This window comes from Pseudomonas sp. NFX1 (assembly GCF_051123555.1).
In the GTDB taxonomy this organism is placed as follows: domain Bacteria; phylum Pseudomonadota; class Gammaproteobacteria; order Pseudomonadales; family Pseudomonadaceae; genus Aquipseudomonas; species Aquipseudomonas capeferrum.
In genome coordinates this window covers 4732921-4758835 of sequence record NZ_CP169366.1, presented here as the reverse complement: position 1 = coordinate 4758835, position 25915 = coordinate 4732921, and the positions used below count along the sequence as shown (strand labels likewise).

Genomic DNA, 25915 nt, shown 5'->3' with positions numbered 1-25915 from the left:
GATAACGTGCGTCTATCGATTGCAGCCGCTATGCTGGGCTCGCAACTTCATGGACGCACGTTATGACCCTCACAGAATTACGCTACATCGTCACACTCGCCCAGGAACAGCATTTCGGCCACGCGGCCGAACGTTGCCACGTGAGCCAGCCGACCCTGTCGGTCGGTGTGAAGAAGCTCGAGGACGAGCTTGGCGTGCTGATCTTCGAGCGCAGCAAGAGCGCGGTTCGCCTGACCCCGGTCGGTGAAAGCATCGTTGCCCAGGCGCAGAAGGTACTGGAACAGGCCCAGGGCATCCGTGAGCTGGCCCAGGCCGGCAAGAACCAACTGACCGCCCCGCTCAAGGTCGGTGCCATCTATACCGTCGGCCCTTATCTCTTCCCGCACCTGATCCCGCAGTTGCACCGCGTGGCACCACAGATGCCGCTGTACATCGAAGAGAACTTCACCCACGTACTGCGCGAAAAGCTGCGCAACGGCGAACTGGACGCGGTGATCATCGCCCTGCCGTTCAACGAAGCCGACGTGCTGACCCTGCCGCTGTACGATGAGCCATTCTGCGCCTTGATGCCCGCCGATCACCCGTGGACGGCGAAAAAAACCATCGATACCGCCATGCTCAACGACAAGAGCCTGCTGCTGCTGGGCGAAGGCCACTGTTTCCGCGACCAGGTCCTGGAAGCCTGCCCGACCCTGAACAAGGGCGGTGAAGGCGCCCGGCACACCACGGTGGAATCCAGCTCGCTTGAAACCATTCGCCACATGGTCGCCTCGGGCCTTGGCGTCTCGATCCTGCCGCTGTCGGCGGTGCACAGCCACCACTACGCGCCGGGCGTCATCGAAGTGCGCCCACTGACGGCACCGGCACCGTTCCGTACCGTGGCCATTGCCTGGCGTGCCAGCTTCCCGCGGCCCAAGGCCATCGAGATCCTCGCCGACTCGATCCGCCTCTGCTCGGTCGCCAAACCCTCTGCGGAACAGCCGGCCTGAGTCATGAGTGAGCTGTCGAAGGTCCCGGTCACGGTACTCAAGGGCGTGGGCGATGCCATGGCGGAAAAACTCGCCAAGGTCGGCCTGGAGAACCTGCAGGACCTGTTGTTCCACCTGCCGCTGCGCTACCAGGACCGCACCCGCGTGGTGCCCATCGGCGCCCTGCGCCCAGGCCAGGACGCGGTCATCGAAGGGGTGGTCAGTGGCGCTGACGTGACCATGGGCAAGCGCCGCAGCCTGGTGGTGCGCCTGGGTGATGGCAGCGGGGTGCTGAGCCTGCGCTTCTATCACTTCAGCAACGCGCAGAAAGAAGGCCTGAAACGCGGCACGCACCTGCGCTGCTATGGCGAAGCCCGCCCTGGCGCCTCTGGCCTGGAGATCTATCACCCAGAGTACCGGGCGCTGAACGGCGACGAGCCTCCACCCCCGGTAGAACAGACCCTGACGCCGATCTACCCGACCACCGAAGGCCTCACCCAGCAACGCCTGCGCCTGCTCTGCCAGCAAAGCCTGGGCATGCTTGGCCCGCGCAGCCTGCCAGACTGGCTGCCCGATGAGCTGGCCCGGGACTACCAGCTGGCGCCGCTGGACGACGCCATCCGTTATCTGCACAACCCGCCGGCCGATGCCGACCTCGACGAGCTTGCCGAAGGCCAGCATTGGGCTCAGCACCGCCTGGCTTTCGAGGAACTGCTGACCCATCAGCTGTCGCAGCAACGGCTGCGCGAGAGCCTGCGCAGCCTGCGTGCCCCCGTGCTGCCCAAGGCCAGCCGGTTGCCGGCGCAGTACCTGGCCAACCTGGGTTTCAAGCCGACCGGTGCCCAGCAGCGTGTGGCCAACGAAATTGCCTACGACCTTGCCCAGGCCGAGCCGATGATGCGCCTGGTACAAGGCGATGTCGGTGCCGGCAAGACGGTGGTCGCTGCACTGGCGGCGCTGCAAGCGCTGGAGGCCGGTTACCAGGTGGCGTTGATGGCGCCCACCGAGATCCTCGCCGAACAGCACTACATCACCTTCAAGCGCTGGCTCGAACCGCTGGGCATCGAGGTGGCATGGCTGGCTGGCAAGCTCAAAGGCAAGGCCCGCGCCAGTTCACTGGAGCAGATCGCCAACGGCGCACCGATGGTGGTGGGCACCCATGCGCTGTTTCAGGAAGAGGTCAAATTCAAGCACCTGGCCCTGGCGATCATCGATGAACAGCACCGATTCGGCGTGCAGCAACGCCTGGCCCTGCGCAAGAAAGGCGTGGCCGGCGAGCTTTGCCCGCACCAGTTGATCATGACCGCCACGCCGATCCCGCGGACCTTGGCGATGAGCGCCTACGCCGACCTCGATACCTCGGTGCTCGACGAGTTGCCACCCGGGCGTACCCCCGTGAACACCGTGCTGGTGGCCGACAGCCGCCGCTTCGAGGTGGTCGAGCGGGTACGCGCCGCCTGTGCAGAAGGGCGCCAGGCCTACTGGGTGTGCACCTTGATCGAAGAATCCGAAGAACTCACCTGCCAGGCGGCCGAGAGTACCTATGAGGAGCTTGGCAGCGCCCTGGGCGAGCTGCGGGTCGGCCTTATCCACGGGCGCATGAAGCCTGCGGAAAAGGCCGAAATCATGGCGCAGTTCAAGGCCGCAGAGCTGCAGCTGCTGGTCGCGACCACGGTCATTGAGGTGGGCGTGGACGTGCCCAATGCCAGCCTGATGATCATCGAGAACCCCGAGCGCCTGGGCTTGGCCCAGCTGCACCAGCTACGCGGCCGGGTAGGCCGGGGCAGCGCTGCAAGCCATTGCGTGCTGCTGTATCACCCGCCGCTGTCGCAGATCGGCCGCGAACGCCTAGGGATCATGCGCGAAACCAACGATGGCTTCATCATCGCCGAAAAAGACCTGGAACTGCGCGGCCCTGGCGAGATGCTGGGGACCCGCCAGACCGGTCTGCTACAGTTCAAGGTCGCTGACCTGATGCGCGATGCCGACCTGCTGCCGGCCGTGCGTGATGCCGCCCAAGCCCTGATCGCGCGCTGGCCGGACCACGTCAGCCCGCTGCTTGACCGCTGGCTGCGCCATGGCCAGCAATATGGCCAAGTGTGACGCCAGTCCCAGAATGGATCCAGATTTGCGACGGGACTGGTTATACTTCGCGTTTAAAAGAACGAGTGGATACGGACCATGACTGAAGTTGCCCTGGACACCGCAACCCCACACGCCCCCTCTGTCATCAGGCTGCTGCTCGATAAGGTGGGCGTCACCTACCGCGAAGTGGTCGAGCATGCGCAATTGCCCGCCGCCTCGCGGGTGCAGGCGGTCTTGCTCGACGACGAAATCGGCGCCCTGATGGTGTTGTTCCCACAGAGCCAGCTGCTTGACCTCAATCGCCTGGGCGAGCTGACCGGTCGCAAGCTGACGGCGGTATCGGTGCCACGGCTCAAGCAGATGCTCGACAAGCACCACCTCAAGCGCCTGCCGGGCATTCCGGCGCTGACCAGCTCGCCGTGCCAATACGAAAAAAGCCTGCTCGACTGCGAGACCGTGCTGATTCAGTCCGGTGAAGCCGGCCTGCTGCTCGAGATCGACCGCACGAACTTCAAGCGCATGCTCACCAAGGCCAGCGCCAGCAGCTTTGGCCAGGAGGTCAAGGCCATCAGCCCTAACCTCGACCGGCCGCATGACGACCCCCACGAGATCAGCCAGGCCGTCCAGGCCTTCACGGCACGCCGCATCCAGAAACGCCTGGAAGAAACCATCGAAATCCCGCCATTGGCCGACACCGCGCAGAAGATCATCAAGCTGCGCGTAGACCCCAACGCCAGCATCGATGACATTACCGGCGTGGTCGAGACCGACCCGGCGCTGGCTGCCCAGGTGGTGAGTTGGGCGGCATCGCCCTACTACGCCTCACCCGGCAAGATCCGCTCGGTGGAAGACGCCATCGTGCGCGTGCTGGGCTTCGACCTGGTAATCAACCTGGCCCTTGGGCTGGCCCTGGGCAAGACACTGAGCCTGCCCAAAGACCACCCGCAGCAAGCCACGCCGTACTGGCAACAGTCGATCTACACCGCAGCCATCATCGAGGGCCTGACCCGCGCCATGCCGCGGGCAGAACGCCCCGAAGCTGGCCTGACCTACCTGGCCGGGCTGCTGCACAACTTTGGCTACCTGCTGCTGGCGCATGTGTTCCCGCCCCACTTCTCGCTGATCTGCCGCCATTTGGAGGTCAACCCGCACCTGTGCCACACCTACGTGGAACAGCACCTGCTGGGTATCAACCGCGAACAGATCGGCGCCTGGCTGATGAAACTGTGGGACATGCCCGAAGAGCTCTCGACTGCGCTGCGCTTCCAGCACGACCCGTCCTATGACGGCGACTACGCGGCATTCCCCAACCTGGTATGCCTGGCGACGCGCCTGCTGCGTTCGCGCGGCATTGGCTCAGGGCCACAGGAGGAAGTACCCGATGAGCTGCTGGAGCGGCTGGGGGTAACGCGGGACAAGGCCGAGGATGTGGTGAACAAGGTGCTGGAGGCAGAGACCTTGCTGCGCGAGCTGGCTTCGCAGTTCCACGCCCCGCATTGATGCGCATTGGCCTCTGTGTGGGCGGGTCAACCCGCCCCCGCAGGGCCTGCGACCTCAGCGCTTTTTCTTCGGCTTCAGGTACTTCATCAAGCCCTGGAACCACATCACCAGCGCCGGATTGCCCTTGATCTGGATGTTCTTGTCCTGAATCCCCTGCATGAAGGCCAGCTGCTTGTTGCCCGCCTGCAGCGTGGCGAACCCGTAAGCGGCATCCTTGAACGCAATGGCGAAGGCAGGCTCTGGGTGCGCGCCACCTTTGCTGCTGATGCGTTCGTCACTGACGATGAAGTGCCGGGCGATTTTGCCGTCCAGGGTCTGCATCTGGAAGACCAGGTCCTTGTCCTTGAGCTGCTGCTTGAACGCCGGGTTGTTACGGCTGGCCCTGGCCATCAACAGCCCCATGGCCCAGAGAAGAAAGCGGAACTTCATCAACGCGCCTCGAATAAAAAATGACTGAGTCGCGCAGTTTATCCTTTTATCGAACGATTTACGCAAGTTCGCAACATATCCCCACACAAAGCACAACGGGCGCCCTGGGGCGCCCGCTTGGCTGACACTGGGGTTGTCAGGTGTGGATCATTTGCCTTTCTTGGCCGGCTTGGCAGGCGTGTTAACGCTATCGCGCAGGTTCTTGCCAGGCTTGAAGGCTACGGTGTTGCTGGCCTTGATCTTTACCGGCTCGCCGGTCTGTGGGTTCTTGCCGGTACGCGCACCACGGTGACGTTTTTCAAAGGTGCCGAAACCGACCAGGGTCACGGTGTCCTTGTCCAGGGCACCGGTGATGCTGTCGAGAATCGCATTCAGCACCACGTTGGCCTTTTCCTTGGTCAGGTCGGCCTTATCGGCGATGACAGCGGCGAGTTCTGGTTTGCGCATGGTAAAGCCTCTTTGACGGGATTTTTGTTGTTATGCCGTGCTGCCTCTGGGGGCAGCGCTCAAGGCACCGCAGGCTCTAATCTGCGGCAGACGGAAGTGAGAATGGCACGCCCACCGAGGCCGCGCCAGTATCTGGGCGGCCATTGTGTGGGCAACAACCGGGTAAATCCGACAGAACGCCGTCTATTTAGGCCATTACAGGCGGTAACTGGCGATTCAGGGCCAGCTTCTCCATGACTGCCGCACCGGTCAGGGCATAGCCCAGCAGCGTGCCGTCGGCATCGTGGCACAGCACCTTGAGGTCACTGCCCTGCCCTTGCACCTGCCAAGTGCCTTCACGCCCCTGCGGTGGCGGCGAGACAACCAGCGGGCATGCGGGGGTCTTCACGGTGATCGGCATCGGGCCGTAGCTGACGGCCGTGGGGTTGCCGGCCAGGGTCTGCGCCAAGGCCCGGGCACAGCTCATCAGCGGCATGACATAGAGCAGGTTGATGCCATCGACCTCGGCACAGTCGCCCAGGGCGTAGATGTTGTCGTGGGAGGTTTGCAACTGGCGGTCCACAGCCACACCGCGGTTGATCCTGAGGCCGGCGGCAGCGGCCAGATCGGTACGTGGGCGCAGGCCGATGGCCGACACCACCAGGTCACAGGCGATCACGCTGCCATCCGACAGGTGCCCCTCAAGGCCTTCAGCCACGCGCTGCAGACGCGTCAGCACCGGGCCCAGGTGAAAGCGCACGCCAAGCCCTTCGAGCCCGGCCTGCACGGCGGCGGCAGCGGCTGGGTGCAACAGGGTCGGCATGACCTGTTCGCACGGGGCCACCACATCGACCTTGAACCCGCCCAGGCTCATGTCATTGGCAAACTCGCAGCCGATCAGCCCGGCACCCAGCACCAGCACGCGCTGTTTGCCGGCGGCGGCGGCGCGAAAGCGTGCGTAATCCTCCAGGTCATTGATCGGGAAAACCTGCCCGCCAGCATCGCCCTCGATCGGTACCTGCACGGTCTGGGCACCCCAGGCCAGTACCAGGTCGCGATAGGCCACGGCCTCTTCGCCGATCCACAGGCGCTTGTGCCCGGGGTCGATACCGCTGATGCGCGTGTGGGTGCGGATTTCGGCCTTGAGCTGCTCGGCCATCGCGCCCGGCTCGGCCATGCACAGCCCATCGGCATCCTTGAGCTTGGCGAAGCCCGTGGAGAGCATGGGTTTGGAGTAGGAACGACCATCGTCGGCGGTAATCAACAGCAGCGGCGTCTCGCCATCGAGCTTGCGAAATTCACGGGCCAGGTTGTAACCGGCCAGGCCAGTACCGATGATGACAACAGGGGACGTCATGTCGTGCTTTCCTCAGTTGAAACAGGGTTGTGATCAGCCGATGGCGATCATTTCGAAGTCGCTCTTGCCCACGCCGCAGTCGGGGCACAGCCAGTCCTGCGGCACATCTTCCCAGCGGGTACCAGGCTCGATGCCGTCATCCGGCCAGCCTTCGGCCTCGTCGTAAATCAGGCCACAGACAATACATTGCCACTTCTTCATGGGTACGCGGTTCCTCGGTTCAGGCGTTGTGTCGCTGCTGATGGGTTTTCGCGGGCAAGCCGCACACAGGGCCATCGCGCAATCTTTGGGGGCTTTTTACTGGCCCTGCCAGCAGTATGCAAGCAGTCGGGGCAACATGCTAAGCTCGCCGCCTCTCTGGCTGTAACAAGCATACCGACGTGTCGTACGAATCCTCGCAAGCAGCCGCTGTCGCGTGGCTGGCGTATTCACAGCTGGCGACCAAGCTCGACCAGCCGACCCTGGGCTGGCTGTTCGACGAGGGCTCGCTGACTCGCCGCCTGACCCACCTGTCCCGCGAGCACTTCTGCGTGACCCCGCTGCTTGAAGGCTGGCAGACCCTGCGCGATGACGAGTGCCAGGCGCTGGGCATTGCGCCCGGGGCGCAAGGCTGGGTGCGCGAAGTCTACCTGCGCGGTCATGGCCAGCCCTGGGTATTCGCCCGCAGCGTGGCCAGCCGCAGCGCCCTGGAGCGCGGCGGTCTGGACCTCGAGACCCTGGGCAGCCGCTCGCTGGGCGAGTTGCTGTTCTGTGATCAGGCATTCATTCGACACCCTATCGAGGTGTGCAGTTATCCACAGGCCTGGTTGCCGGCCGAAGCCGCGCACGACAGGCTCTGGGGCCGCCGCTCACGTTTCGAACGGGACGGCCTGGACCTGCTGGTGGCCGAGGTATTCCTGCCAGCCTTGTGGCAAGCGGCCAAGGAGGAAACCCGCTGATGTACCTGCAATTGCTCAAGTCGCTTAACCGCTGGCACCCGCGCGCCTGGGATTTTGTCCAGCTAAGCCGCATGGACCGCCCGATCGGTATCTACCTGCTGCTGTGGCCTACCCTGTCGGCGGTGTGGATTGCCGGGCAAGGTTCGCCGACCCTGGCCAACGTGCTGATCTTCGGCCTTGGCGTTGTGCTGATGCGCGCCGCAGGTTGCTGCATCAATGACTTTGCCGACCGCAAGGTCGATGGCCACGTCAAACGCACCGCCGACCGCCCCCTGGCCAGCGGCCGGGTCAAGCCACGCGAGGCTCTGGCGCTGTTCGCGATTCTGGTCGCGGTAAGTTTTCTGCTGGTGCTGTGCACCAACAGCCGCACGGTCTGGCTGTCGTTCGGGGCGGTAGCCCTGGCGTTCTGCTACCCGTTCATGAAGCGCTACACCTATTACCCGCAGGTGGTGCTGGGCGCCGCGTATTCCTGGGGCATCCCCATGGCCTTCACGGCGGCCGGGGGCGAGCTGCCGGCCAGCGCCTGGCTGCTGTACATCGCGAACCTGCTGTGGACCGTGGGCTATGACACCTACTACGCCATGGTCGATCGCGACGATGACCTGAAGATCGGCGTGAAGTCGACGGCCATCCTGTTCGGCGAAGCGGATCGGGTGATCATCCTGACCTTGCAGCTGCTGTCGTTGGGCTGCCTGCTGCTGGCGGGGAGCCGCTTCGAGCTGGGTGGCTGGTTCCACCTGGGGCTGCTGGCGGCTGCCGTGTGCTTTGCCTGGGAGTTCTGGTCGACACGCAAACTGGACCGGGATTCATGCTTCAAGGCGTTTTTGCACAATCACTGGGCGGGGCTGCTGGTCTTCATTGGCGTGGTCCTGGACTACGCGCTGCGCTGACAGTCAATACAGACCCTGTGGGAGCGGGTCTAACCGCTTCCACAGGGTCATGCAAAGTGCCTCAAGGCTTGGCGACGTGCCAGACGTCTTTCACGCCATCACCGGTCATGTCACCGGCTTTCTTGTCCTTGATGAAGGTATACAGTGGCTTGCCGTCATAAGCCCACTGCTTGGCGCCATCATCACGCATTACCACCGACCACTTGTCCTTGGCAGGCTCATCATCGGCTTTCACCATCAATGGCGGCCAGTTCTTGGCACACTCGCCATTGCACATCGACTTGCCACCGGCGTCTTTGTCAAAGGTGTACAGCGTCATGCCGGCATGATCGACCCACATGCCGTTCTTCTCCATCGCATGGTGGGCCGAGGCCACCCCCGGGAGCGCCAGCGCAGCGAAAAGGGCCATCCAGCTCAGCGTATGTCGTGTCATTGGATTCACCATTGTTACGGGGGAAATGAGTTCGGATTTGCCGCCACAGCGGCCCCTTGAAGCCTAGCCCAGTCATGCAATGTCGCCATAACAGCCAATGTCCTGTCACACAGCTGCAATAATTCCGTTATCTAATGCGGGCCAGACACGATTTTCCAGGAGAGGTTTTGAGCATGGTTGGCAGGAACATTCTGATCGTCGACGACGAAGCGCCTATTCGCGAGATGATCGCCGTTGCATTGGAAATGGCCGGCTACGACTGCCTGGAAGCAGAAAACTCCCAGCAGGCCCACGCGATCATCGTCGACCGCAAGCCTGACCTAATCCTGCTCGACTGGATGCTGCCGGGCACCTCGGGTATCGAGCTGGCCCGCCGCCTGAAGCGTGACGAGCTGACCGGGGACATCCCGATCATCATGCTCACCGCCAAGGGTGAAGAGGACAACAAGATCCAGGGCCTGGAAGTGGGTGCCGACGACTACATCACCAAACCGTTCTCGCCGCGCGAACTGGTCGCCCGCCTGAAGGCCGTGCTGCGTCGCACCGGCCCGAGCGACAGCGAGGCACCGATTGAAGTAGGCGGCCTGCTGCTCGACCCGATCAGCCACCGCGTGACCATCGACGGCAAGCCCGCCGAGATGGGCCCCACCGAATACCGCCTGCTGCAGTTCTTCATGACCCACCAGGAACGCGCCTACACCCGTGGCCAGCTGCTCGACCAGGTCTGGGGCGGCAACGTCTATGTCGAGGAGCGTACCGTCGACGTGCACATCCGCCGCCTGCGCAAGGCGCTGGGTGAAGCTTACGAAAATCTGGTACAAACCGTCCGTGGCACTGGCTACCGCTTCTCGACCAAAAGCTAGCTGCAAGCTGCAAGCTGCAAGCTGCAAGCAAAAGCCGGCAGCGTGAAGGCTAGAAAAAGGACTATCAGCATCACAGATCCGCTTCTTCTTGCAGCTTGAAGCTTGCAACTTGCAGCTGGATCCGAAGGATCCCGTCAAATTGAACCAGAACTGGCACGCGACCCTGATTCGCCACCTGCTGCTGCTGATCACTGTCTGCCTGGTCGGCGGGCTGGTCAGCGGCTATTACGGCTGGAGCCTGGCCATCGGCCTGGCGCTGTACCTGGGTTGGACCCTCAAGCAGCTGCTGCGCCTGCATGACTGGCTGCGCAACCACCAACCCGACGAGGCGCCACCCGACGGTTACGGCCTGTGGGGCGAAGTGTTCGACAGCATCTATCACCTGCAACGTCGCGACCAACGCGTGCGCGGCCGCCTGCAAGCGGTGATCGACCGGGTCCAGGAGTCTACTGCCGCGCTGCGCGATGCGGTGATCATGCTCGACAGCGACGGCAACCTGGAGTGGTGGAACCGCGCCGCAGAAACCCTGCTGGGCTTCAAGACCCCGCAGGACGGCGGCCAGCAGGTGACCAACCTGGTACGCCACCCGCGCTTCAAGGAGTACTTCGAAGCGGAGAACTACGTCGAGCCACTGGAAATCCCCTCGCCGATCAATGACCGTATGCGCGTGCAGCTGCACATCACTCGCTACGGCAACAACGAGCACCTGATGCTGGTGCGCGACGTCACCCGCATCCACCAGCTCGAACAGATGCGCAAGGACTTCGTCGCCAACGTTTCCCACGAGCTGCGGACACCGCTGACGGTGATTACCGGCTACCTGGAAACCCTGCTGGACAACGTCGAGGACGTGAACCCGCGCTGGCGCCGGGCCCTGCAGCAGATGAGCCAGCAAGGCTCGCGCATGCAGACCCTGCTCAACGACCTGTTGCTGCTGGCCAAGCTGGAAGCCACCGACTACCCCTCCGACAACCTGCCAGTGTCGATCGATGCCTTGCTGCAGTCGATCAAGGGCGATGCCCAGGCGCTGTCCGGGCCGCGCAACCAGCGCATCAGCCTGGAGGCCGCACCCGGCGTGTGCCTGAAGGGCAGCGAGGCCGAGCTGCGCAGTGCGTTCTCCAACCTGGTGTTCAACGCGGTCAAGTACACCCCGGACGAGGGCAGCATTCGCATCCGCTGGTGGGCCGATGCGCACGGAGCACACCTGAGCGTGCAGGATTCTGGCATTGGTATCGATGCCAAGCATTTGCCGCGATTGACCGAGCGGTTTTACCGGGTCGACTCCAGCCGGGCGTCCAATACCGGGGGCACAGGGCTGGGCCTGGCGATCGTCAAGCATGTGCTGTTGCGCCATCGCGGGCGGTTGGAGATCAGCAGTGTGCCGGGGCATGGGAGCACCTTCACCTGCCATTTCGCACCAGCACAATTGGCTAACGGCAAGGGTTGAACGGGCTGCCCAACAGCCCCATCACGTCCATCACCCTTTGCTTTTGCGGCTTCAACCGCTACATTGGATCCCCTGTGCCAGCCTGTGCTGGCACTTTTTTTCTCCATTCCCCAAAGACGGACCCCGTAAAAAATCCATCATGGACCCTTCCCCTGGTATCAGCCTCACCTCGTTATTCGCCGATTTCGGCATGATCATCTTTGCCTTGCTCCTGGTACTGCTCAACGGCTTCTTCGTAGCCGCCGAGTTCGCCATGGTGAAGCTGCGCTCCACCCGCGTCGATTCCATCGCCGAACTGCACGGCTGGCGTGGCAGCATCCTGCGCAAGGTACACAATCAGCTGGACGCCTACCTGTCCGCCTGCCAGCTGGGCATCACCCTCGCCTCGCTGGGCCTGGGCTGGGTCGGTGAGCCGGCCTTCGCCCACCTGCTGGAGCCGCTGCTGGCCTACTTGGGCGTCGACACGCCGGAGCTGATCAAGGGCATTTCGTTCTTCGTCGCCTTCTTCGTCATCTCTTACCTGCACATCGTGGTCGGTGAGCTGGCGCCCAAGTCCTGGGCGATCCGCAAGCCCGAGCTGCTGTCGCTGTGGACGGCAGTGCCGCTGTACGTGTTCTACTGGGCAATGTACCCGGCCATCTACCTGCTCAATGCCAGCGCCAACACCATCCTGCGCATTGCCGGCCAAGGCGAGCCTGGCCCGCACCACGAGCATCACTACAGCCGCGAAGAGCTCAAGCTGATCCTGCACTCCAGCCGCGGCCAGGACCCGAGCGACCAAGGCATGCGCGTGCTGGCCTCGGCGGTGGAAATGGGCGAGCTGGAAGTGGTCGACTGGGCCAACTCCCGCGAGGACATGGTCAGCATCGACGCCCACGCCCCGCTCAAGCAGATCCTGGCACTGCTGCGCCGCCACAAGTTCAGCCGTTACCCGGTGTACGACGCCGAGCGCGAAGAGTTCACCGGTTTGCTGCACATCAAGGACCTGCTGCTGGAGCTCGCCGAGCTCGACCACCTGCCCGAAACCATTGACCTTGAAGACCTGGCCCGGCCGCTGGAGCGCGTCTCCCGGCATATGCCGCTGTCGCAGCTGCTGGAGCAGTTCCGCAAGGGCGGTGCGCATTTCGTGCTGGTGGAAGAAGCCGATGGCAAGGTGATCGGCTACCTGACCATGGAAGACGTGCTTGAAGTACTGGTGGGCGACATTCAGGACGAACACCGCAAGACCGAGCGCGGCATCCTCGCCTACCAGCCGGGCAAGCTGCTGGTGCGCGGTGACACGCCGCTGTTCAAGGTCGAGCGCCTGCTGGGTATCGACCTTGACCACATCGAGGCCGAAACCCTGGCGGGGCTGATCTATGAAACCCTCAAGCGCGTACCTGAGGAAGAGGAAGTGCTGGAGGTCGAAGGCCTGCGCATCATCATCAAGAAGATGAAAGGGCCGAAGATCGTCCTGGCCAAGGTGCTGAAGCTGGATTGACCTCAGGCGGGGCCGCCTTCCGGCCCCAGCCCGCTCAAGGGTTGCCGGCGGTGAAGTCCGGCAGCCCGCTGATTGGCCTGTCGAACTGATACGGTATCGACTCCAGCGCCAAGCCCACGTTGCGCTGCACCACAAAATGCAGGTGCGGTCCGCTGCTGTTGCCGGTATTGCCTGACTTGGCCAGCATCTGCCCCTGCTTCACCCGCTGCCCCTCGCCCACCACCACCGAACCGCGCATCAGGTGCAGGTACACGCCCATGGTGCCGTCCGCGTGCAGCACCCTGACGAAATTGCCCGAGGGGTTGCTGCCGCGCCCGGTCTGGCTGTTCTCGACCCTTACCACCACGCCTTCGCGTGCGGCAACGATGGTGGTGCCCTCAGGCATGGCGATGTCCATGGCGTAGCGCCCTTTGGGGCCGAAGTGGCTGAAACGGCCGTTGGGCCCCTGGCTCACCCGGAATGGCCCGCCAAGCCAGGGGAAGGCATAGCGAAAGCCCTGCGGCCGCAGCCCCGGGTCGCCCATGGCTTGCAGCAGCGTCGAGCGGTAACCCAGCAACGTACCGGGGCGGCCCCTGAGCACGCTGAGCATTTGCGTTGAACGCCCTGGCAGCACCCTGCGCACGATACGGGGGGCATTGCCGCCCTGCGCGTTTATCAGCTTGTCCAGGTGCAACTCGACCTGCACCGGCACGTGCGACTCATTGCGCGCAGAGAAGCTGACGCCACCTTGGAAGACGACCGCGTTGAGCCGCACCTGGCTTTCCTGGTACTCGACCATGGATTCGCGCAGCTCCAGTGGCTTGGCGCCGGGGCCTGGCCGGTCGGAATAGGCCGCTACACCGTCGGCATCGGTGATCGGGTAGAGGGTCACGCCCAGGCTCGACGCCGAGGCCATGAGCAATGCACAGAACAGCAGCAGGCGGGCGGGCATGATAGTGGCTTTTTGACAGGTATGATCTGTCGAAGCCTAGCAGCGGCTTTTGCGGTGAGTATGACAGTTGGTCGGATGGTGATCGTCCGCTGTGGCAGCGGCCTTGCGTCGCGCAAAGCCGCACGCACCCACAGGAGGACAGTGGCTATCAGGCGCCGGGCGTGAAGTGCTTTTGCGCCGTGCCGCGGGCAATCAGCCGCGACAGATAATCGAGCTTCTGCGCATCCTGATCGACGAACTTGAACGTCAGCTGCAGCCAGTCGCTGTCGGGCTTGGGCTCCAGCGCCGCGACGGCATGCAGGTAACCGTTCAGCCGCGCAACTTCGGCGTTTTCGCCCTGTTCCAGGTCCAGTACCGCACCTTCTAGCACCTGCGGCAGCGCCTCGCTGCGGCGTACCACCAACAGCGCTTCCTTCAGGCTCAATGCCTTGATCACGCAAGGCTGAATCCCGCTGGCCAAGCGCAGCTGGCCTTGGCCACGGCCAGACGGTGCGGCTGTGGCTGTGGCTGGCGCAGATGCCTTCGCCAAAGGCTTCACCGGCGCTGGCGCAGGTGCCGCAACCTTGGCCGCTTGAGGGTTGCCGCCGGTCAAGGCACTCAAGGAATCATTGGCAAACGCCGAATTCACCCGCGCAGGCCCGGTTGCCATCAGGCTGTCGAGCTTGCCGATCTTGGCCAAGGCCTTCTTCACCTTGGTCAGCAACTGCTCATTGGTGAACGGCTTACCGACGAAGTCGGAAACCCCCGCCTGAATGGCCTGGATCACGTTCTCCTTGTCACCACGGCTGGTCACCATGATGAACTGCAGGCTCTTCAACGCGGGCTGCTGGCGGCACCAGCTGAGCAGCTCAAGGCCAGACATTTCCGGCATTTCCCAGTCGCACAGGACCAGGTCGAACGGCTCCTTGCCCAACATGGCCATGGCCTTGCGACCGTTGACCGCATCGTCGATGACCATGCCGGGAAAGGCATTGCGCAGGCATTTCCTGACCAGGTCGCGGATGAACGGGGCGTCGTCCACGACCAGTACATTGACTTTACTCATCGATACTCCTCTTGAATCCCGACTAGCCTACCGGCAAGCAATGGCCATTTGCCACAACTGCGCGTGTAGCGGGACTTCTTCACACCGTTCGCGGGTGCCTGGTGGCTGCTCGACCGCAAACGAAAACGCCCGGCCTAGGCCGGGCGTTGATGCTCGGGAGCAGTACTATTTATCGTCCGGTTCAGCCGGAACATTAGCGCTTTCAGCCTCTTCGACGGGGGTGCCCTGCACTTCCGCCTTCATGCGCTTGAGGCCCATGTGGCGGACGTCGGTGCCGCGTACCAGGTAAATCACCAGCTCGGAGATGTTGCGCGCGTGGTCGCCGATGCGCTCCAGCGAACGCAAGGCCCAGATGACGCTGAGCACCCGCGAGATCGATCGCGGGTCTTCCATCATGTAGGTCACCAGCTCACGCAGGGCGGTCTTGTACTCGCGGTCGATGGTCTTGTCGTACTGTGCCACCGACAGTGCCAGGTCGGCGTCGAAGCGGGCAAAGGCGTCCAAGGCATCGCGGACCATGTTGCGCACCTGGTCGCCGATGTGGCGCACCTCGACGTATCCGCGCGGCGACTCGCCCTCTTCGCACAGCTGGATGGCACGACGGGCGATCTTGGTCGACTCGTCGCCGATACGTTCCAGGTCGATCACCGACTTGGAGATGCTGATGATCAGCCGCAGGTCGGAGGCCGCCGGCTGGCGGCGGGCAAGGATGCGTACGCACTCCTCGTCGATGTTGCGCTCCATCTGGTTGATCTGCTCATCGACCTCGCGCACTTGCTGGGCCAGGCCCGAGTCGGCCTCGATCAGTGCGGTCACCGCGTCGTTGACCTGTTTCTCGACCAGGCCGCCCATGGCCAGAAGGTGGCTGCGCACCTCTTCAAGCTCGGCGTTGAACTGCTGGGAGATGTGATGCGTAAGGCTTTCTTTGTTGATCATCGTTTCGCTCCGCGAAAAAGCTGCAAGCCTCAAGCCGCAAGCTTCAAGTCGTTCGTGTTATCCCTTGGCCCCCGGCCTGCGGCTGGCAGACCGACTAGCCGTAGCGACCGGTGATGTAGTCTTCGGTCTGCTTCTTCGCCGGGTTGGTGAACAGGGTATCGGTATCCCCGAATTCGACCAGTTTGCCCATGTACATGAACGCGGTGTAGTCCGAAACGCGCGCCGCCTGTTGCATGTTGTGGGTCACGATGACGATGGTGTACTTGGATTTCAATTCGTAGATCAGCTCTTCGACCTTCAGCGTCGAGATCGGGTCCAGTGCCGAGCACGGTTCGTCGAGCAGCAGCACTTCCGGCTCCACGGCAATGGTACGGGCGATCACCAGACGCTGCTGCTGGCCACCGGACAGGCCCAGGGCCGAGTCATGCAGGCGGTCCTTCACCTCGTCCCACAGGGCCGCGCCCTTGAGTGCCCATTCGACCGCTTCGTCGAGGGTGCGCTTCTTGTTGATGCCTTGGATGCGCAGGCCGTAGACGACGTTCTCGTAGATGGTCTTGGGGAACGGGTTCGGCTTCTGGAACACCATGCCCACACGACGGCGCAGCTCGGCCACGTCCTCGCCCTTGCGATAGATGTTGGTGCCATACAAGTTGATGGCGCCCTCCACGCGGCAACCGTCAACCAGGTCGTTCATGCGGTTGAAGGTACGCAGCAGGGTCGACTTGCCGCAGCCGGACGGGCCGATGAAGGCGGTCACGCGCTGCTTGGGGATATTCATGCTGACGTCGAACAAGGCTTGCTTGTCGCCGTAGTACAGGCTCAGGCCCGGTACTTCGATGGCCACGGTCTCTTCGGCCAGGCGCAGGCTCTGCTTGTCGCGGCCCAGGGCAGACATGTCGATGCCGTGGGTATGGGATTCGTGCTGCATGGTCTCACTCCGTTTGTAGCTGCAAGCTTTAAGCTGCAAGCTGCAAGTTAGGGCAAAGCGGCACTCCTTTGGGAGCTTGCCGCTTGTGGCTTAAAGCTTCAATCAGTGGTCGAGGGCCTTGTACTTCTCGCGCAGGTGGTTACGGATCCACACTGCCGAGAGGTTGAGGGTGGCGATCACCAGCACCAGCAACAACGCGGTGGCGTACACCAGCGGCCGTGCGGCCTCGACGTTCGGGCTCTGAAAGCCGACGTCATAAATGTGGAAGCCCAGGTGCATGATCTTCTGGTCCAGGTGCAGGTACGGGTAGTTGCCATCGAGCGGCAACGACGGTGCCAGTTTCACCACACCCACCAGCATCAACGGCGCCACTTCACCGGCGGCGCGGGCCACGGCGAGAATCATGCCGGTCATCATGGCCGGGCTGGCCATTGGCAGGACGATCTTCCACAGTGTCTCGGCCTTGGTCGCACCCAGGGCCAGGGAGCCCTCGCGCACGGTACGTGGGATACGCGCCAGACCTTCTTCAGTGGCCACGATCACCACCGGCACCGCCAGCAGTGCCAGGGTCAGCGAGGCCCACAGCAGGCCCGGGGTACCCAGGGTCGGTGCCGGCAACGATTCGGGGAAGAACAGCCGGTCGATCGAGCCACCCAGCACGTAGACGAAGAAGCCCAGGCCGAATACGCCGTAGACGATCGCCGGTACGCCTGCCAGGTTGTTCACTGCAATGCGGATCAGGCGGGTCACCGGGCCCTGTTTGGCGTATTCGCGCAGGTACACTGCAGCCAGCACGCCGAACGGGGTCACGATCACCGCCATGATCAGGGTCATCATCACGGTACCGAAGATGGCCGGGAAGATCCCGCCTTCGGTGTTGGCTTCGCGTGGGTCGTCGCTGAGGAACTCCCAGACCTTGGCAAAGTAGGTACCCATCTTGGTCAGGCCGGACATACCGTTCGGCTGAATGGCGTGCACCACCTTGCTCAGGTTGATCTCCACTTCACGGCCGTTGCCGTCGCGCGCTACCAGGCTGTCGCGGGAGAAGGCCTGATGCAGGCCGCTGAGGCGGTCTTCGATGGCCTTGTAGCGGCTGTTCAGCTCGGCACGCTCGGCGTCCATGTCGGCCTGGGCGGCGGCGTCGAGCTTGCCGTCCAGTTCCAGCTTGCGGCTGTGCAGGCGCAGGCGCTCCAGGCCATGGTTGATGGCGCCAATGTCTTTTTTCTCGAGTTGCTGCAGCTCGCCGTTGAGCTGGTTGGCGCGCTTGAGGCGGGCCTGTAGCTCGTTCCAGGCGGCAGGGCCTTCGGCAACCACGCGGCCTTCTTCCTTGACGCTGACCAGGTAGCCGTAGAAGTTGCCCCACTCGCGACGTTCCAGCGCCATCAGGTCGGCCGGGCGTTGCTCGTCGACCAGCCACTCGCCCACCACCCAGGAGAAGTCACTGCCGTTGAGGTCGCGGTTACCGACCTTGATCAGCTCACGGGTCATGAACTCCGGGCCCTGCTCAGGTACCGGCAAGCCGGCACCTTTGAGGCGGGCACGGGGCACCTCTTCTTTTTGCACCACTTCGCCGATGACGATGTGATCAGCTTGGCCCGGCACCTTGTAGGTGGCCTGGATCAGATCGGCCGGCCAGAAGTGGCCCAGGCCGCGCACGGCGATGACCGACAGCAGGCCGATGGTCATGATCACCGCCATGGCAACCGCGCCACCGCTGATCCAGACGCCAGGGGCGCCGCTCTTGAACCAGCCTTTGAGGGAATCCTTTTTCACGGATCTCTACCTTTCTATCAAAGCGACGAGTATTTCTTGCGCAGACGCTGGCGAATCAGCTCGGCCAAGGTGTTCATGACGAAGGTGAACATCAGCAGCACGAGTGCCGCCAGGAACAGCACGCGATAGTGGCTGCCACCGACTTCCGACTCCGGCATTTCCACCGCCACGTTGGCGGCCAGGGTGCGCATGCCTTCGAACAGGTTCATCTCCATCACCGGGGTGTTGCCGGTGGCCATGAGCACGATCATGGTCTCGCCCACCGCACGGCCCATGCCGATCATCAGCGCCGAGAAGATACCCGGGCTGGCGGTGAGGATGACCACGCGGGTCAGGGTCTGCCACGGCGTCGCACCCAGGGCCAGGGAGCCCAGAGTCAGGCTGCGCGGCACGCTGAACACGGCGTCTTCGGCGATCGAGTAGATGTTCGGGATGACCGCGAAGCCCATGGCGATACCGACCACCAGGGCGTTGCGCTGGTCGTAGGTGATGCCCAGGTCATTGGTGATCCACAGGCGCATGTCGCCGCCGAAGAACCAGGTTTCCAGGTAAGGGCTCATGGTCAGGGCGAACCAGCCGGTGAACAGGATCACCGGGATCAGGATCGCCGCTTCCCAGCCATCCGGGACGCGCAGGCGGAACGACTCGGGCAGGCGGCTCCAGGTGAAACCGGCAAGCAGGATGCCGAACGGCATCAGCAGGAACAGGCTGAACACACCCGGCAGGTGGCCTTCCAGGTACGGCGCCAGGAACAGGCCGGCGAAGAAGCCAAGGATCACCGTTGGCATCGCTTCCATCAGCTCGATCACCGGCTTGACCTTGCGGCGCATGCCCGGGGCCATGAAGTAGGCGGTGTAGATGGCGGCGGCAATGGCCAGCGGGGCTGCCAGGATCATCGCGTAGAACGCAGCCTTCAGGGTACCGAAGGTCAGCGGCGACAGGCTCAGCTTGGGCTCGAAGTCGGTGTTCGACGCGGTCGACTGCCAGACGTACTTGGGCTCGTCATAGTTCTCGTACCAGACCTTGCCCCACAGCGCGCTGAAGGAGACTTCCGGGTGCGGGTTCTTGAGGCTCAGCGGCAACAGCTTGCCACCTTCCTCGATGATGATGCGGTTGGCACGCGGCGACAGGGCCAGGATGCCAGCACCCTCTGCAGCCGGCTCGACCAGCAAGGTGCGGTGCGCGGTGCTGTGGAACACACCGAGCTTGCCGTCGGCGTCGAGGGCGATGAAGCCCTTGCGGCGCTCTTCGGCATCGATCTGGACGACCGGCGCACTGCCCATCTGGAAGCTGCGGATCAACTTGAAGCGCGACTCGCCATCGGGGTCACGGGCCATGAACCACTGGCTCAAACCACCCTTGGAGTCACCGAAGATCAGCGAGATACCGCCGACCAGCTGGCCACTGGCCGTGATCTCGGTATTGCCATCTTCCAGCAGCTTGTAGCGGCCGTTGAGGCTTTTGTCGCGCAGGCTGAAGACGTCGGCGGTGGCACGGCCGTTGACCACGTACAGCCACTGCTGACGCGGGTCGATGTAGATGGCCTTGACCGGCTCGGTCATCTGCGGCAGGTCGATACGGCTCTGCTCGCTGGTGACCTCACCGGTCATCATGTTCTCTTCACGGGTCAGCTGGGTGACCTGCAGGTGCGAACCGGTAGAGCCTGCCAGCATCAGGCTTTCGCCGTTGACGTTGACGCTCACGTGTTCCAGCGCGCGGCCCTGGTCGTCAAGCACGAACGCGTCCTTGCCGTAGGGGTAGTCGATGCCTGGGGTGATGGTTTTCTTGTTGTCCGGGTAGGTGATCTTGTAGGTGTGGTGGAACACCAGCGCCTGACCGTTGGACAGCCCCAGCACAACCAGCGGGCTACCCGGCTGATCGGTGCTGATCGAACTCACCTGGGTACCCGCCGGCAGCGGCAGGTCGACGCGTTGCAGCTCGGCACCGGTCTTGGTGTCGAAGAACAGCGCCTGCCCCTTGTCGGAAACCCGCATGCCCACCAGGTTCTGCTCTTCAAGCGCGATCATCAGCGGCTTACCGGCATCCTGTTGCAGCCAGGTCGGCTCCAGGGCCTTCTTGCTGGTCAGTTCGGCGCCCTGGAACAGCGGCAGCACCACGTAGGCCAGGTAGAAGAAAATCAGGGTAATTGCCGCCAAGACGGCAAGCCCGCCTACCAGTACATACCAGCGGGTCAGGCGGTCCTTGAGCGCACGCATGCGGCGCTTGCGTTGCAACTCCGGCGTGTTGAAATCAATCCGCACGGGTTGAGAATTTTGGGTCATGGTGGAGTTGGCCAGATCATTCATGCGCACACCCTAGCGGTCCCGTATGACAAAAACATGACAATGCAGTGACGCAAGAAAGCCCGAAGCGCAGGGATCCTGGCTTCGGACTGAAAATTCGTGGAGGAGGCCGGGCATCGGTACCGGCCTCTTCCTCAGTTACTTACTTCTTTGCAACGTTACCGGCGTGGGACAGGCCCAGGTCAGCCAGGGTCTTGTCGACCACTTTGGCCGGCAGCGGGATGTAGCCATCCTTCACCACGACCTGCTGGCCAGCTTGCGACAGCACCAGCTTGATGAACTCGGCGTCCAGCGGGGCCAGAGGCTTGTTCGGGGCCTTGTTGACGTAGACGTACAGGAAGCGCGACAGCGGGTACGAACCGTTCAGGGCGTTGGCTTCGTTGTCTTCGACGAACTCGCCGCCTTCTTTCTTGGCCAGGGCTACGGTCTTGACGCTGGCGGTCTTGTAGCCGATGCCCGAATAGCCGATGCCATTCAGCGAGGAGCTGATCGACTGCACGACCGAAGCCGAACCAGGCTGTTCGTTGACGTTAGGCTTGAAGTCGCCTTTGCACAGGGCTTCTTCCTTGAAGTAACCGTAGGTGCCCGATACCGAGTTACGGCCGAACAGCTGCACTGGCTTGTTGGCCAGGTCGCCGGTCACGCCCAGGTCACCCCAGGTTTTGACATCGGCCTTGGCGCCGCACAGGCGGGTGGACGAGAAGATCGCATCGACCTGCGCCATGGTCAGGCCCTTGATCGGGTTGTCCTTGTGCACGAAGACTGCCAGGGCGTCTACGGCAACCGGGATGGCGGTTGGCTTGTAGCCGTACTTCTGCTCGAAGGCCTGCAGCTCGACGTCTTTCATCTTGCGGCTCATCGGGCCCAGGTTGGCGGTGCCTTCGGTCAGCGCGGGTGGCGCGGTGGAGGAGCCGGCGGCCTGGATCTGGATGTTTACGTTGGGGTATTCCTTCTTGTAGGCCTCGGCCCACAGCGTCATCAGGTTCGCCAGGGTGTCGGAGCCAACGCTGGAGAGGTTGCCCGATACACCGGTGGTTTTGGTGTAGGTCGGGATTGCTGGGTCGACAGCGGCTACCGCATTGGCGGTGGCAACGCCAGCGGCGGCAAAGGTAAGGGCCGCCATCAAACGCTTCAGTTTCATGCCTTGCTCCTAGCAGGAATATTGGGGGTGTTGGATGGATCGGGCCCAAGTATCTGCAGGCCGCATGAATACGATATGACTTCAATATGACAATTGGATGAAAGGCCATCACCGGTTGTCCGGGATGGCCTTTTCAAAATGTTGCTGGGCGAGGCGCCACACCGGATGCCACTGCGGCAGACACTACAGAGGCGCTTCGGCACGCGCTGAGATGTTACCTGTGGGAGCGGGCTTGCCCCGCGAATGGGGGCACGCGGTGCCTGGCACCGGCTTCGCCGGTATTCGCGGGGCAAGCCCGCTCCCACCAGAGTCCATTATTCAATCAATGACGTGGAAGTTGCTCCATGGGGCAATTTCTTGTTCGATATAATTGCACCCGCAGAAATTTCACTCATTAACGCTTGTTGGCGAACAGATATAGCCCTACCACCAGCCCGACGGCACACAGCCCCGCCACATAATAAGCCGGCGCCATTGGGCTGACCTTCAACAGCGCGGTTACCACCATCGGCGTCAACCCACCGAAGATGGCGTAGGCCATGTTGTAGGAGAACGACAAGCCGCTGAAACGCACCACCGGCGGGAAGGCCTTGACCATCACGTAGGGCACGGCGCCGACGATACCGACGCACAAACCGGTCAGCGCATACAGCGGGAACAGCAGGTCGGGGCGGGTTGGCAGGCTGTGGTAGAAGGTCCAGGAGCTGGCCAGCAGCAGCAGGCTGCCAACGATGAACACGCGCCCGGCGCCGAAGCGGTCGGCCAGGCGGCCGGCAGCGATGCAGCCGAGGCTGAGCAGGACGATGGCCAGGCTGTTGGCCTTGAGCGAGTCGGTCGGGCTGACCTGATAGAAGCTCTGCAGCAGCGCCGGGGTCATCAGGATCACCACCACGATGCCGGCCGACAGCAGCCAGGTCAGCAGCATCGACAGGACGATCGCGCCACGGTGGTCACGCAGCACCGCACGCAGCGGCAACTCTTCGGCCAGGGCCTTGCGCTGCTGCATCTCGGCGAACACCGGGGTTTCGTGCAACCAGCGGCGCAGGTACACCGAGAACAGGCCGAACACCCCCCCCAGCAGGAACGGGATACGCCAAGCGTAATCGGCCACTTCGCCAGGGGTATAGACACTGTTGATCAGCGTGGCGACCAGCGAGCCGAGCAAGATGCCCGAAGTCAGGCCGGCCGTCAGCGTGCCGCAGGCGTAACCGGTATTGCGTGCAGGGACGTGCTCGGAGACGAACACCCAGGCCCCCGGCACCTCACCGCCAATCGCCGCGCCCTGGATCACGCGCATCAACAGCAGCAAGATCGGCGCCCACAGGCCGATCTGTGCATAAGTGGGCAGCAGGCCCATGATCAGGGTCGGCAGGGCCATCATGAAGATGCTCAGGGTGAACATCTTCTTGCGCCCCAGCAGGTCGCCGAAGTGCGCCATGACGATGCCACCCAGCGGCCGCGCCAGGTAGCCGGCAGCGAAAATGCCGAAGGTCTGCATCAGGCGTAGCCATTCAGGCATGTCGGCCGGGAAGAACAGCTTGCCGACCACCGTAGCGAAGAACACGAAGATGATGAAGTCGTAGAACTCCAGGGCACCGCCCAGTGCGGACAGTGAAAGGGTCTTGTAGTCGCTGCGGGTCAGCGGCCGCGAAGGCTGCTCGATACTGCTCGGCACGGAGGTCATCGGTCTTTCTCTTGTAGGTCATGCAGGCCGCTGGGTGCGCGACTTCTGGATTGGTAGACGGGCGAAGATAGCAAATTGCCGAGCCGCGCCGAAAGCGATACAAAATCCATACAGATATTCATGAATGCGCGGTCGTCGCTGGCCGTTATGCTCTATATACTGGCCATTCGTAGGAAAAGGTTGCTCCAAGCGTGGGATGTTGTGCGAAAACGCCGGTCTTTATGTCAGGCGGTTTCGCAGAGTTTCCCTACGGCCGCCCAGTGAAACGAAATCGGCGTAGTATGTTTCCAGCTGAATCGTTTACCCGGCCTTTGCGCCACACCAACGAAAAGCGTCACGGGTCAGAGGCCCCATCGCATGATTGAGCTCGAACAAGAAGATCCAATCCCGCAAGGCGACCTGGCCTTGCAGATCACCGCACTCCCTCGTGAGACCAACGGCTTCGGCGACATCTTTGGCGGCTGGCTGGTTGCCCAGATGGACCTGGCCGGCACCGCCATGGCCAGCCGCGTCGCTGGCGGCCGTGTGGCCACGGTGGCCATCGACCGCATGGCCTTCCTGGTCCCGGTAGCCGTGGGCGCGCAGCTGTCGTTCTATACCCAGACCCTGGAGATCGGCCGCAGCTCGATCCAGATGATGGTCGAAGTCTGGAGTGACGACCCGCTGTCCAGCGAATGGCGCAAGGTGACCGAAGCGGTCTTCGTGTTCGTCGCCATTGATGGCAGTGGCCGCACTCGCTCCGTGCCTCGTCGCTAAGCCCAGCCAGCGTTAAACTCATTGCATATGCCCGGGTCCAAGGCCCACTGGCAATCAATGAGACGAACGCAATGGCTACCTTCAAGGTCGACACCGAGCAACACGGCGAACTCAACTGCTGGCGCATCACCAGCGAGCGTGCCGAACTACTGATCGCCCAGCAGGGTGCGCAGATCCTCAGCTACCAGCGTGTGGGCGAGCCGCCGCTGCTGTGGCTGAGCGATCAGGCCATTTTCCGCCAGGGCAAGTCGGTACGCGCCGGTGTACCGGTGTGCTGGCCCTGGTTCGGCAACCTGCAGCGCAACCCCCAGGCCGTGCAGGCCATGTACCGCGGCGAGCAGGCGCCCGCCCACGGCCTGGCACGCGCGCGTGATTGGCAGTTGCTGGGTATCGAGGAAGTGGGCGATGGCCTGCGCATCGAGTTCGAACTGCCCGAAGCCCAGGGCGACCTGCCCGGCTGGCCCCATGATGTGCAGCTGAAACTGGTGGTGGAACTCGGCGAGCGCCTGGCGCTGAGCCTGACCAGCCGCAACATGGGCAATACCCCTGTCACCCTCAGCCAGGCCCTGCACAGCTACTTTGCGGTGAGCGATGTGTGCCAGGCGCGGGTCGAAGGGGTCGAGGGGCTGGGCTATATCGAGACCTTGGCTGACTGGGAACAGCGCCAGCAGCAAGGGCCGCTGGGGTTTGCCGGGGAGACCGACCGGATTTACCTCGCCACCCCGCACACCCTGAGCATTGTCGACCCGCATTGGCAGCGGCGGATTACCTTGACCAGCAGCGGCTCACGCTCGGCGGTGATCTGGAACCCGTGGACCGAGCGGGCCCAGGAGCTGGCGGACATGGCCGATGACGGATGGCAGCGAATGCTGTGCATCGAGACGGCCAATGTGTGGGATGACGTGGTGGAGCTGAAGCCTGGGGCGACTTGCTCGCTGAGTGTCAGTATCGGCAGTGAAGCCATCTGAGCCTTGCGGTGACTTTGCCGGCCTCTTCGCGGGGCAAGCCCGCGAAGAGGCCGGTACAGGCAACCTCAGAGATCAGCTTCTTCCACCACCCTCACCTTCTGCGCATCCAGGGCATAGGCTGCATCGGCCAGGTCGTTGCTGACCTTCTCCACCTTCAATGCCCCGCTGACCCACAGCGGCGTGTAGATGTCATCGATCTTCAGCCCCTTCGGATAACGCACCAGCACCAGCTGGTTCGGTGGCGGTGGCGGCACATGGATGCACGCGCCAGGGTATGGCACCAGGAAGAACAAGGTGCTGTTGCCCTTGGCATCGCTTTCCAGCGGCACCGGGTAGCCGCCCAGGCGGATGTCCTTGCCGTTCATGGCCGCCACGGTCTTGGTCGAGTACATCACCGCCGGCAAGCCCTTGCTCTGCTTTAGGCCGCCTTTGTCGGTGAAGGTGCCCAGGGCCTCCGGCGAGTCGTGATCGATTTCGGGCATCTGTTCGAGAGCCTTCTGGTCCGACTTGGGCATCAGCTCCAGCCAGTCGGTTTCAGGCAGCTCGGCACGGGCCAGGGTGCTGGCCAGAAGCAAGGGGATAAGAAAAAAGGCACGCATGGCAATGCTCGGCAACTCGGATGAATTGCCGGGCA

General features: G+C 63.0%; 24 protein-coding genes. 10 read left to right on the top strand and 14 right to left on the bottom strand.

The features are described 5' to 3' along the window. The first annotated feature begins 62 nt into the window (after positions 1 to 62). The 3 genes from DJ563_RS21425 (at position 63) to DJ563_RS21415 (ending at position 4553) form a co-directional block, all read left to right on the top strand. Positions 63 to 989: a hydrogen peroxide-inducible genes activator gene (locus tag DJ563_RS21425; RefSeq protein WP_033702334.1), complete on the top strand. Its 927-nt coding sequence runs from the start codon at positions 63 to 65 to the stop codon at positions 987 to 989. A gap of 3 nt (positions 990 to 992) precedes the next feature. Beyond that, positions 993 to 3071: an ATP-dependent DNA helicase RecG gene (gene recG, locus DJ563_RS21420; protein ID WP_434518305.1), complete on the top strand. Its 2079-nt coding sequence runs from the start codon at positions 993 to 995 to the stop codon at positions 3069 to 3071. Between the two features lie 78 nt (positions 3072 to 3149). Then, positions 3150 to 4553, top strand: coding sequence for an aminoacyl-tRNA deacylase and HDOD domain-containing protein (locus tag DJ563_RS21415; protein WP_274097473.1), 1404 nt, complete (start codon positions 3150 to 3152; stop codon positions 4551 to 4553). A gap of 54 nt (positions 4554 to 4607) precedes the next feature. Here DJ563_RS21415 and DJ563_RS21410 read toward each other — a convergent pair whose 3' ends face one another. The 4 genes from DJ563_RS21410 to DJ563_RS21395 form a co-directional block, all read right to left on the bottom strand. Continuing rightward, positions 4608 to 4982: a helicase gene (locus DJ563_RS21410; RefSeq protein ID WP_274097474.1), complete on the bottom strand. Its 375-nt coding sequence runs from the start codon at positions 4980 to 4982 to the stop codon at positions 4608 to 4610. Between the two features lie 147 nt (positions 4983 to 5129). Further along, positions 5130 to 5429: an HU family DNA-binding protein gene (locus DJ563_RS21405; protein ID WP_274097475.1), complete on the bottom strand. Its 300-nt coding sequence runs from the start codon at positions 5427 to 5429 to the stop codon at positions 5130 to 5132. Positions 5430 to 5616: 187 nt separating this feature from the next. Then, positions 5617 to 6765 (bottom strand): NAD(P)/FAD-dependent oxidoreductase, encoded by a 1149-nt coding sequence (locus DJ563_RS21400; protein WP_274097476.1) that lies wholly within the window; start codon positions 6763 to 6765, stop codon positions 5617 to 5619. A gap of 33 nt (positions 6766 to 6798) precedes the next feature. Then, complete coding sequence (locus DJ563_RS21395; protein WP_274097477.1) at positions 6799 to 6966, bottom strand: rubredoxin; 168 nt, start codon at positions 6964 to 6966, stop codon at positions 6799 to 6801. A gap of 179 nt (positions 6967 to 7145) precedes the next feature. On the opposite strand from DJ563_RS21395, the gene DJ563_RS21390 reads away from it, so the two are divergent. After that, positions 7146 to 7703, top strand: coding sequence for a chorismate--pyruvate lyase family protein (locus DJ563_RS21390; RefSeq protein ID WP_434518304.1), 558 nt, complete (start codon positions 7146 to 7148; stop codon positions 7701 to 7703). Beyond that, positions 7703 to 8593, top strand: a complete 891-nt coding sequence (ubiA, locus tag DJ563_RS21385; RefSeq protein ID WP_156309979.1) for a 4-hydroxybenzoate octaprenyltransferase — start codon at positions 7703 to 7705, stop codon at positions 8591 to 8593. Before DJ563_RS21390 ends, ubiA begins: the two co-directional genes overlap by 1 nt. Before the next feature lie 61 nt (positions 8594 to 8654). Here the strand turns inward: ubiA and DJ563_RS21380 are convergent, their stop codons facing one another. Further along, positions 8655 to 9026, bottom strand: a complete 372-nt coding sequence (locus tag DJ563_RS21380) for a COG4315 family predicted lipoprotein (RefSeq protein WP_274097479.1) — start codon at positions 9024 to 9026, stop codon at positions 8655 to 8657. A gap of 173 nt (positions 9027 to 9199) precedes the next feature. Between DJ563_RS21380 and phoB the strand changes: the two genes are divergently transcribed. From phoB to DJ563_RS21365, 3 genes are all read left to right on the top strand, one after another. Beyond that, positions 9200 to 9889: a phosphate regulon transcriptional regulator PhoB gene (gene phoB, locus DJ563_RS21375; RefSeq protein ID WP_003253341.1), complete on the top strand. Its 690-nt coding sequence runs from the start codon at positions 9200 to 9202 to the stop codon at positions 9887 to 9889. A gap of 139 nt (positions 9890 to 10028) precedes the next feature. Next, positions 10029 to 11336, top strand: a complete 1308-nt coding sequence (gene phoR / locus DJ563_RS21370) for a phosphate regulon sensor histidine kinase PhoR (protein ID WP_274097480.1) — start codon at positions 10029 to 10031, stop codon at positions 11334 to 11336. 139 nt (positions 11337 to 11475) lie between these two features. After that, a complete protein-coding gene (locus tag DJ563_RS21365) occupies positions 11476 to 12816 on the top strand; it encodes a hemolysin family protein (protein WP_033702357.1) in 1341 nt (446 codons plus the stop codon). 34 nt (positions 12817 to 12850) lie between these two features. Here the strand turns inward: DJ563_RS21365 and DJ563_RS21360 are convergent, their stop codons facing one another. The 8 genes from DJ563_RS21360 to DJ563_RS21325 all read right to left on the bottom strand — a co-directional run bounded on the left by DJ563_RS21360 (position 12851) and on the right by DJ563_RS21325 (position 23557). Then, positions 12851 to 13747: a peptidoglycan DD-metalloendopeptidase family protein gene (locus DJ563_RS21360; protein WP_033702359.1), complete on the bottom strand. Its 897-nt coding sequence runs from the start codon at positions 13745 to 13747 to the stop codon at positions 12851 to 12853. A gap of 148 nt (positions 13748 to 13895) precedes the next feature. Beyond that, positions 13896 to 14792 (bottom strand): response regulator, encoded by an 897-nt coding sequence (locus DJ563_RS21355; protein WP_274097481.1) that lies wholly within the window; start codon positions 14790 to 14792, stop codon positions 13896 to 13898. Between the two features lie 165 nt (positions 14793 to 14957). After that, positions 14958 to 15728 carry a phosphate signaling complex protein PhoU gene (phoU, locus tag DJ563_RS21350; protein WP_033702363.1) on the bottom strand — a complete coding sequence of 257 codons (771 nt, stop codon included), beginning with the start codon at positions 15726 to 15728 and terminating at the stop codon, positions 14958 to 14960. Between the two features lie 94 nt (positions 15729 to 15822). Beyond that, entirely contained in the window at positions 15823 to 16656 is an 834-nt protein-coding gene (pstB, locus tag DJ563_RS21345) for a phosphate ABC transporter ATP-binding protein PstB (RefSeq protein WP_033702365.1), read from the bottom strand. Between the two features lie 102 nt (positions 16657 to 16758). Further along, positions 16759 to 18429 carry a phosphate ABC transporter permease PstA gene (gene pstA / locus DJ563_RS21340; protein ID WP_274097482.1) on the bottom strand — a complete coding sequence of 557 codons (1671 nt, stop codon included), beginning with the start codon at positions 18427 to 18429 and terminating at the stop codon, positions 16759 to 16761. A 17-nt stretch (positions 18430 to 18446) separates the two neighbouring features. After that, complete coding sequence (locus tag DJ563_RS21335; protein ID WP_434518303.1) at positions 18447 to 20735, bottom strand: ABC transporter permease subunit; 2289 nt, start codon at positions 20733 to 20735, stop codon at positions 18447 to 18449. 139 nt (positions 20736 to 20874) lie between these two features. Then, positions 20875 to 21873 (bottom strand): phosphate ABC transporter substrate-binding protein PstS, encoded by a 999-nt coding sequence (locus tag DJ563_RS21330; RefSeq protein ID WP_274097484.1) that lies wholly within the window; start codon positions 21871 to 21873, stop codon positions 20875 to 20877. Between the two features lie 394 nt (positions 21874 to 22267). Next, positions 22268 to 23557, bottom strand: coding sequence for an MFS transporter (locus DJ563_RS21325; RefSeq protein WP_033702373.1), 1290 nt, complete (start codon positions 23555 to 23557; stop codon positions 22268 to 22270). 357 nt (positions 23558 to 23914) lie between these two features. Here DJ563_RS21325 and DJ563_RS21320 point away from each other — a divergent pair, with 357 nt between their 5' ends. Continuing rightward, on the top strand, positions 23915 to 24313 hold the full coding sequence (locus tag DJ563_RS21320) for an acyl-CoA thioesterase (RefSeq protein WP_003253317.1): 399 nt from the start codon (positions 23915 to 23917) through the stop codon (positions 24311 to 24313). 71 nt (positions 24314 to 24384) lie between these two features. Further along, a complete protein-coding gene (locus DJ563_RS21315) occupies positions 24385 to 25281 on the top strand; it encodes a D-hexose-6-phosphate mutarotase (protein ID WP_434518302.1) in 897 nt (298 codons plus the stop codon). A gap of 65 nt (positions 25282 to 25346) precedes the next feature. Here the strand turns inward: DJ563_RS21315 and DJ563_RS21310 are convergent, their stop codons facing one another. Further along, entirely contained in the window at positions 25347 to 25880 is a 534-nt protein-coding gene (locus DJ563_RS21310; protein WP_162181159.1) for a DUF3299 domain-containing protein, read from the bottom strand. Positions 25881 to 25915 lie beyond the last annotated feature (35 nt).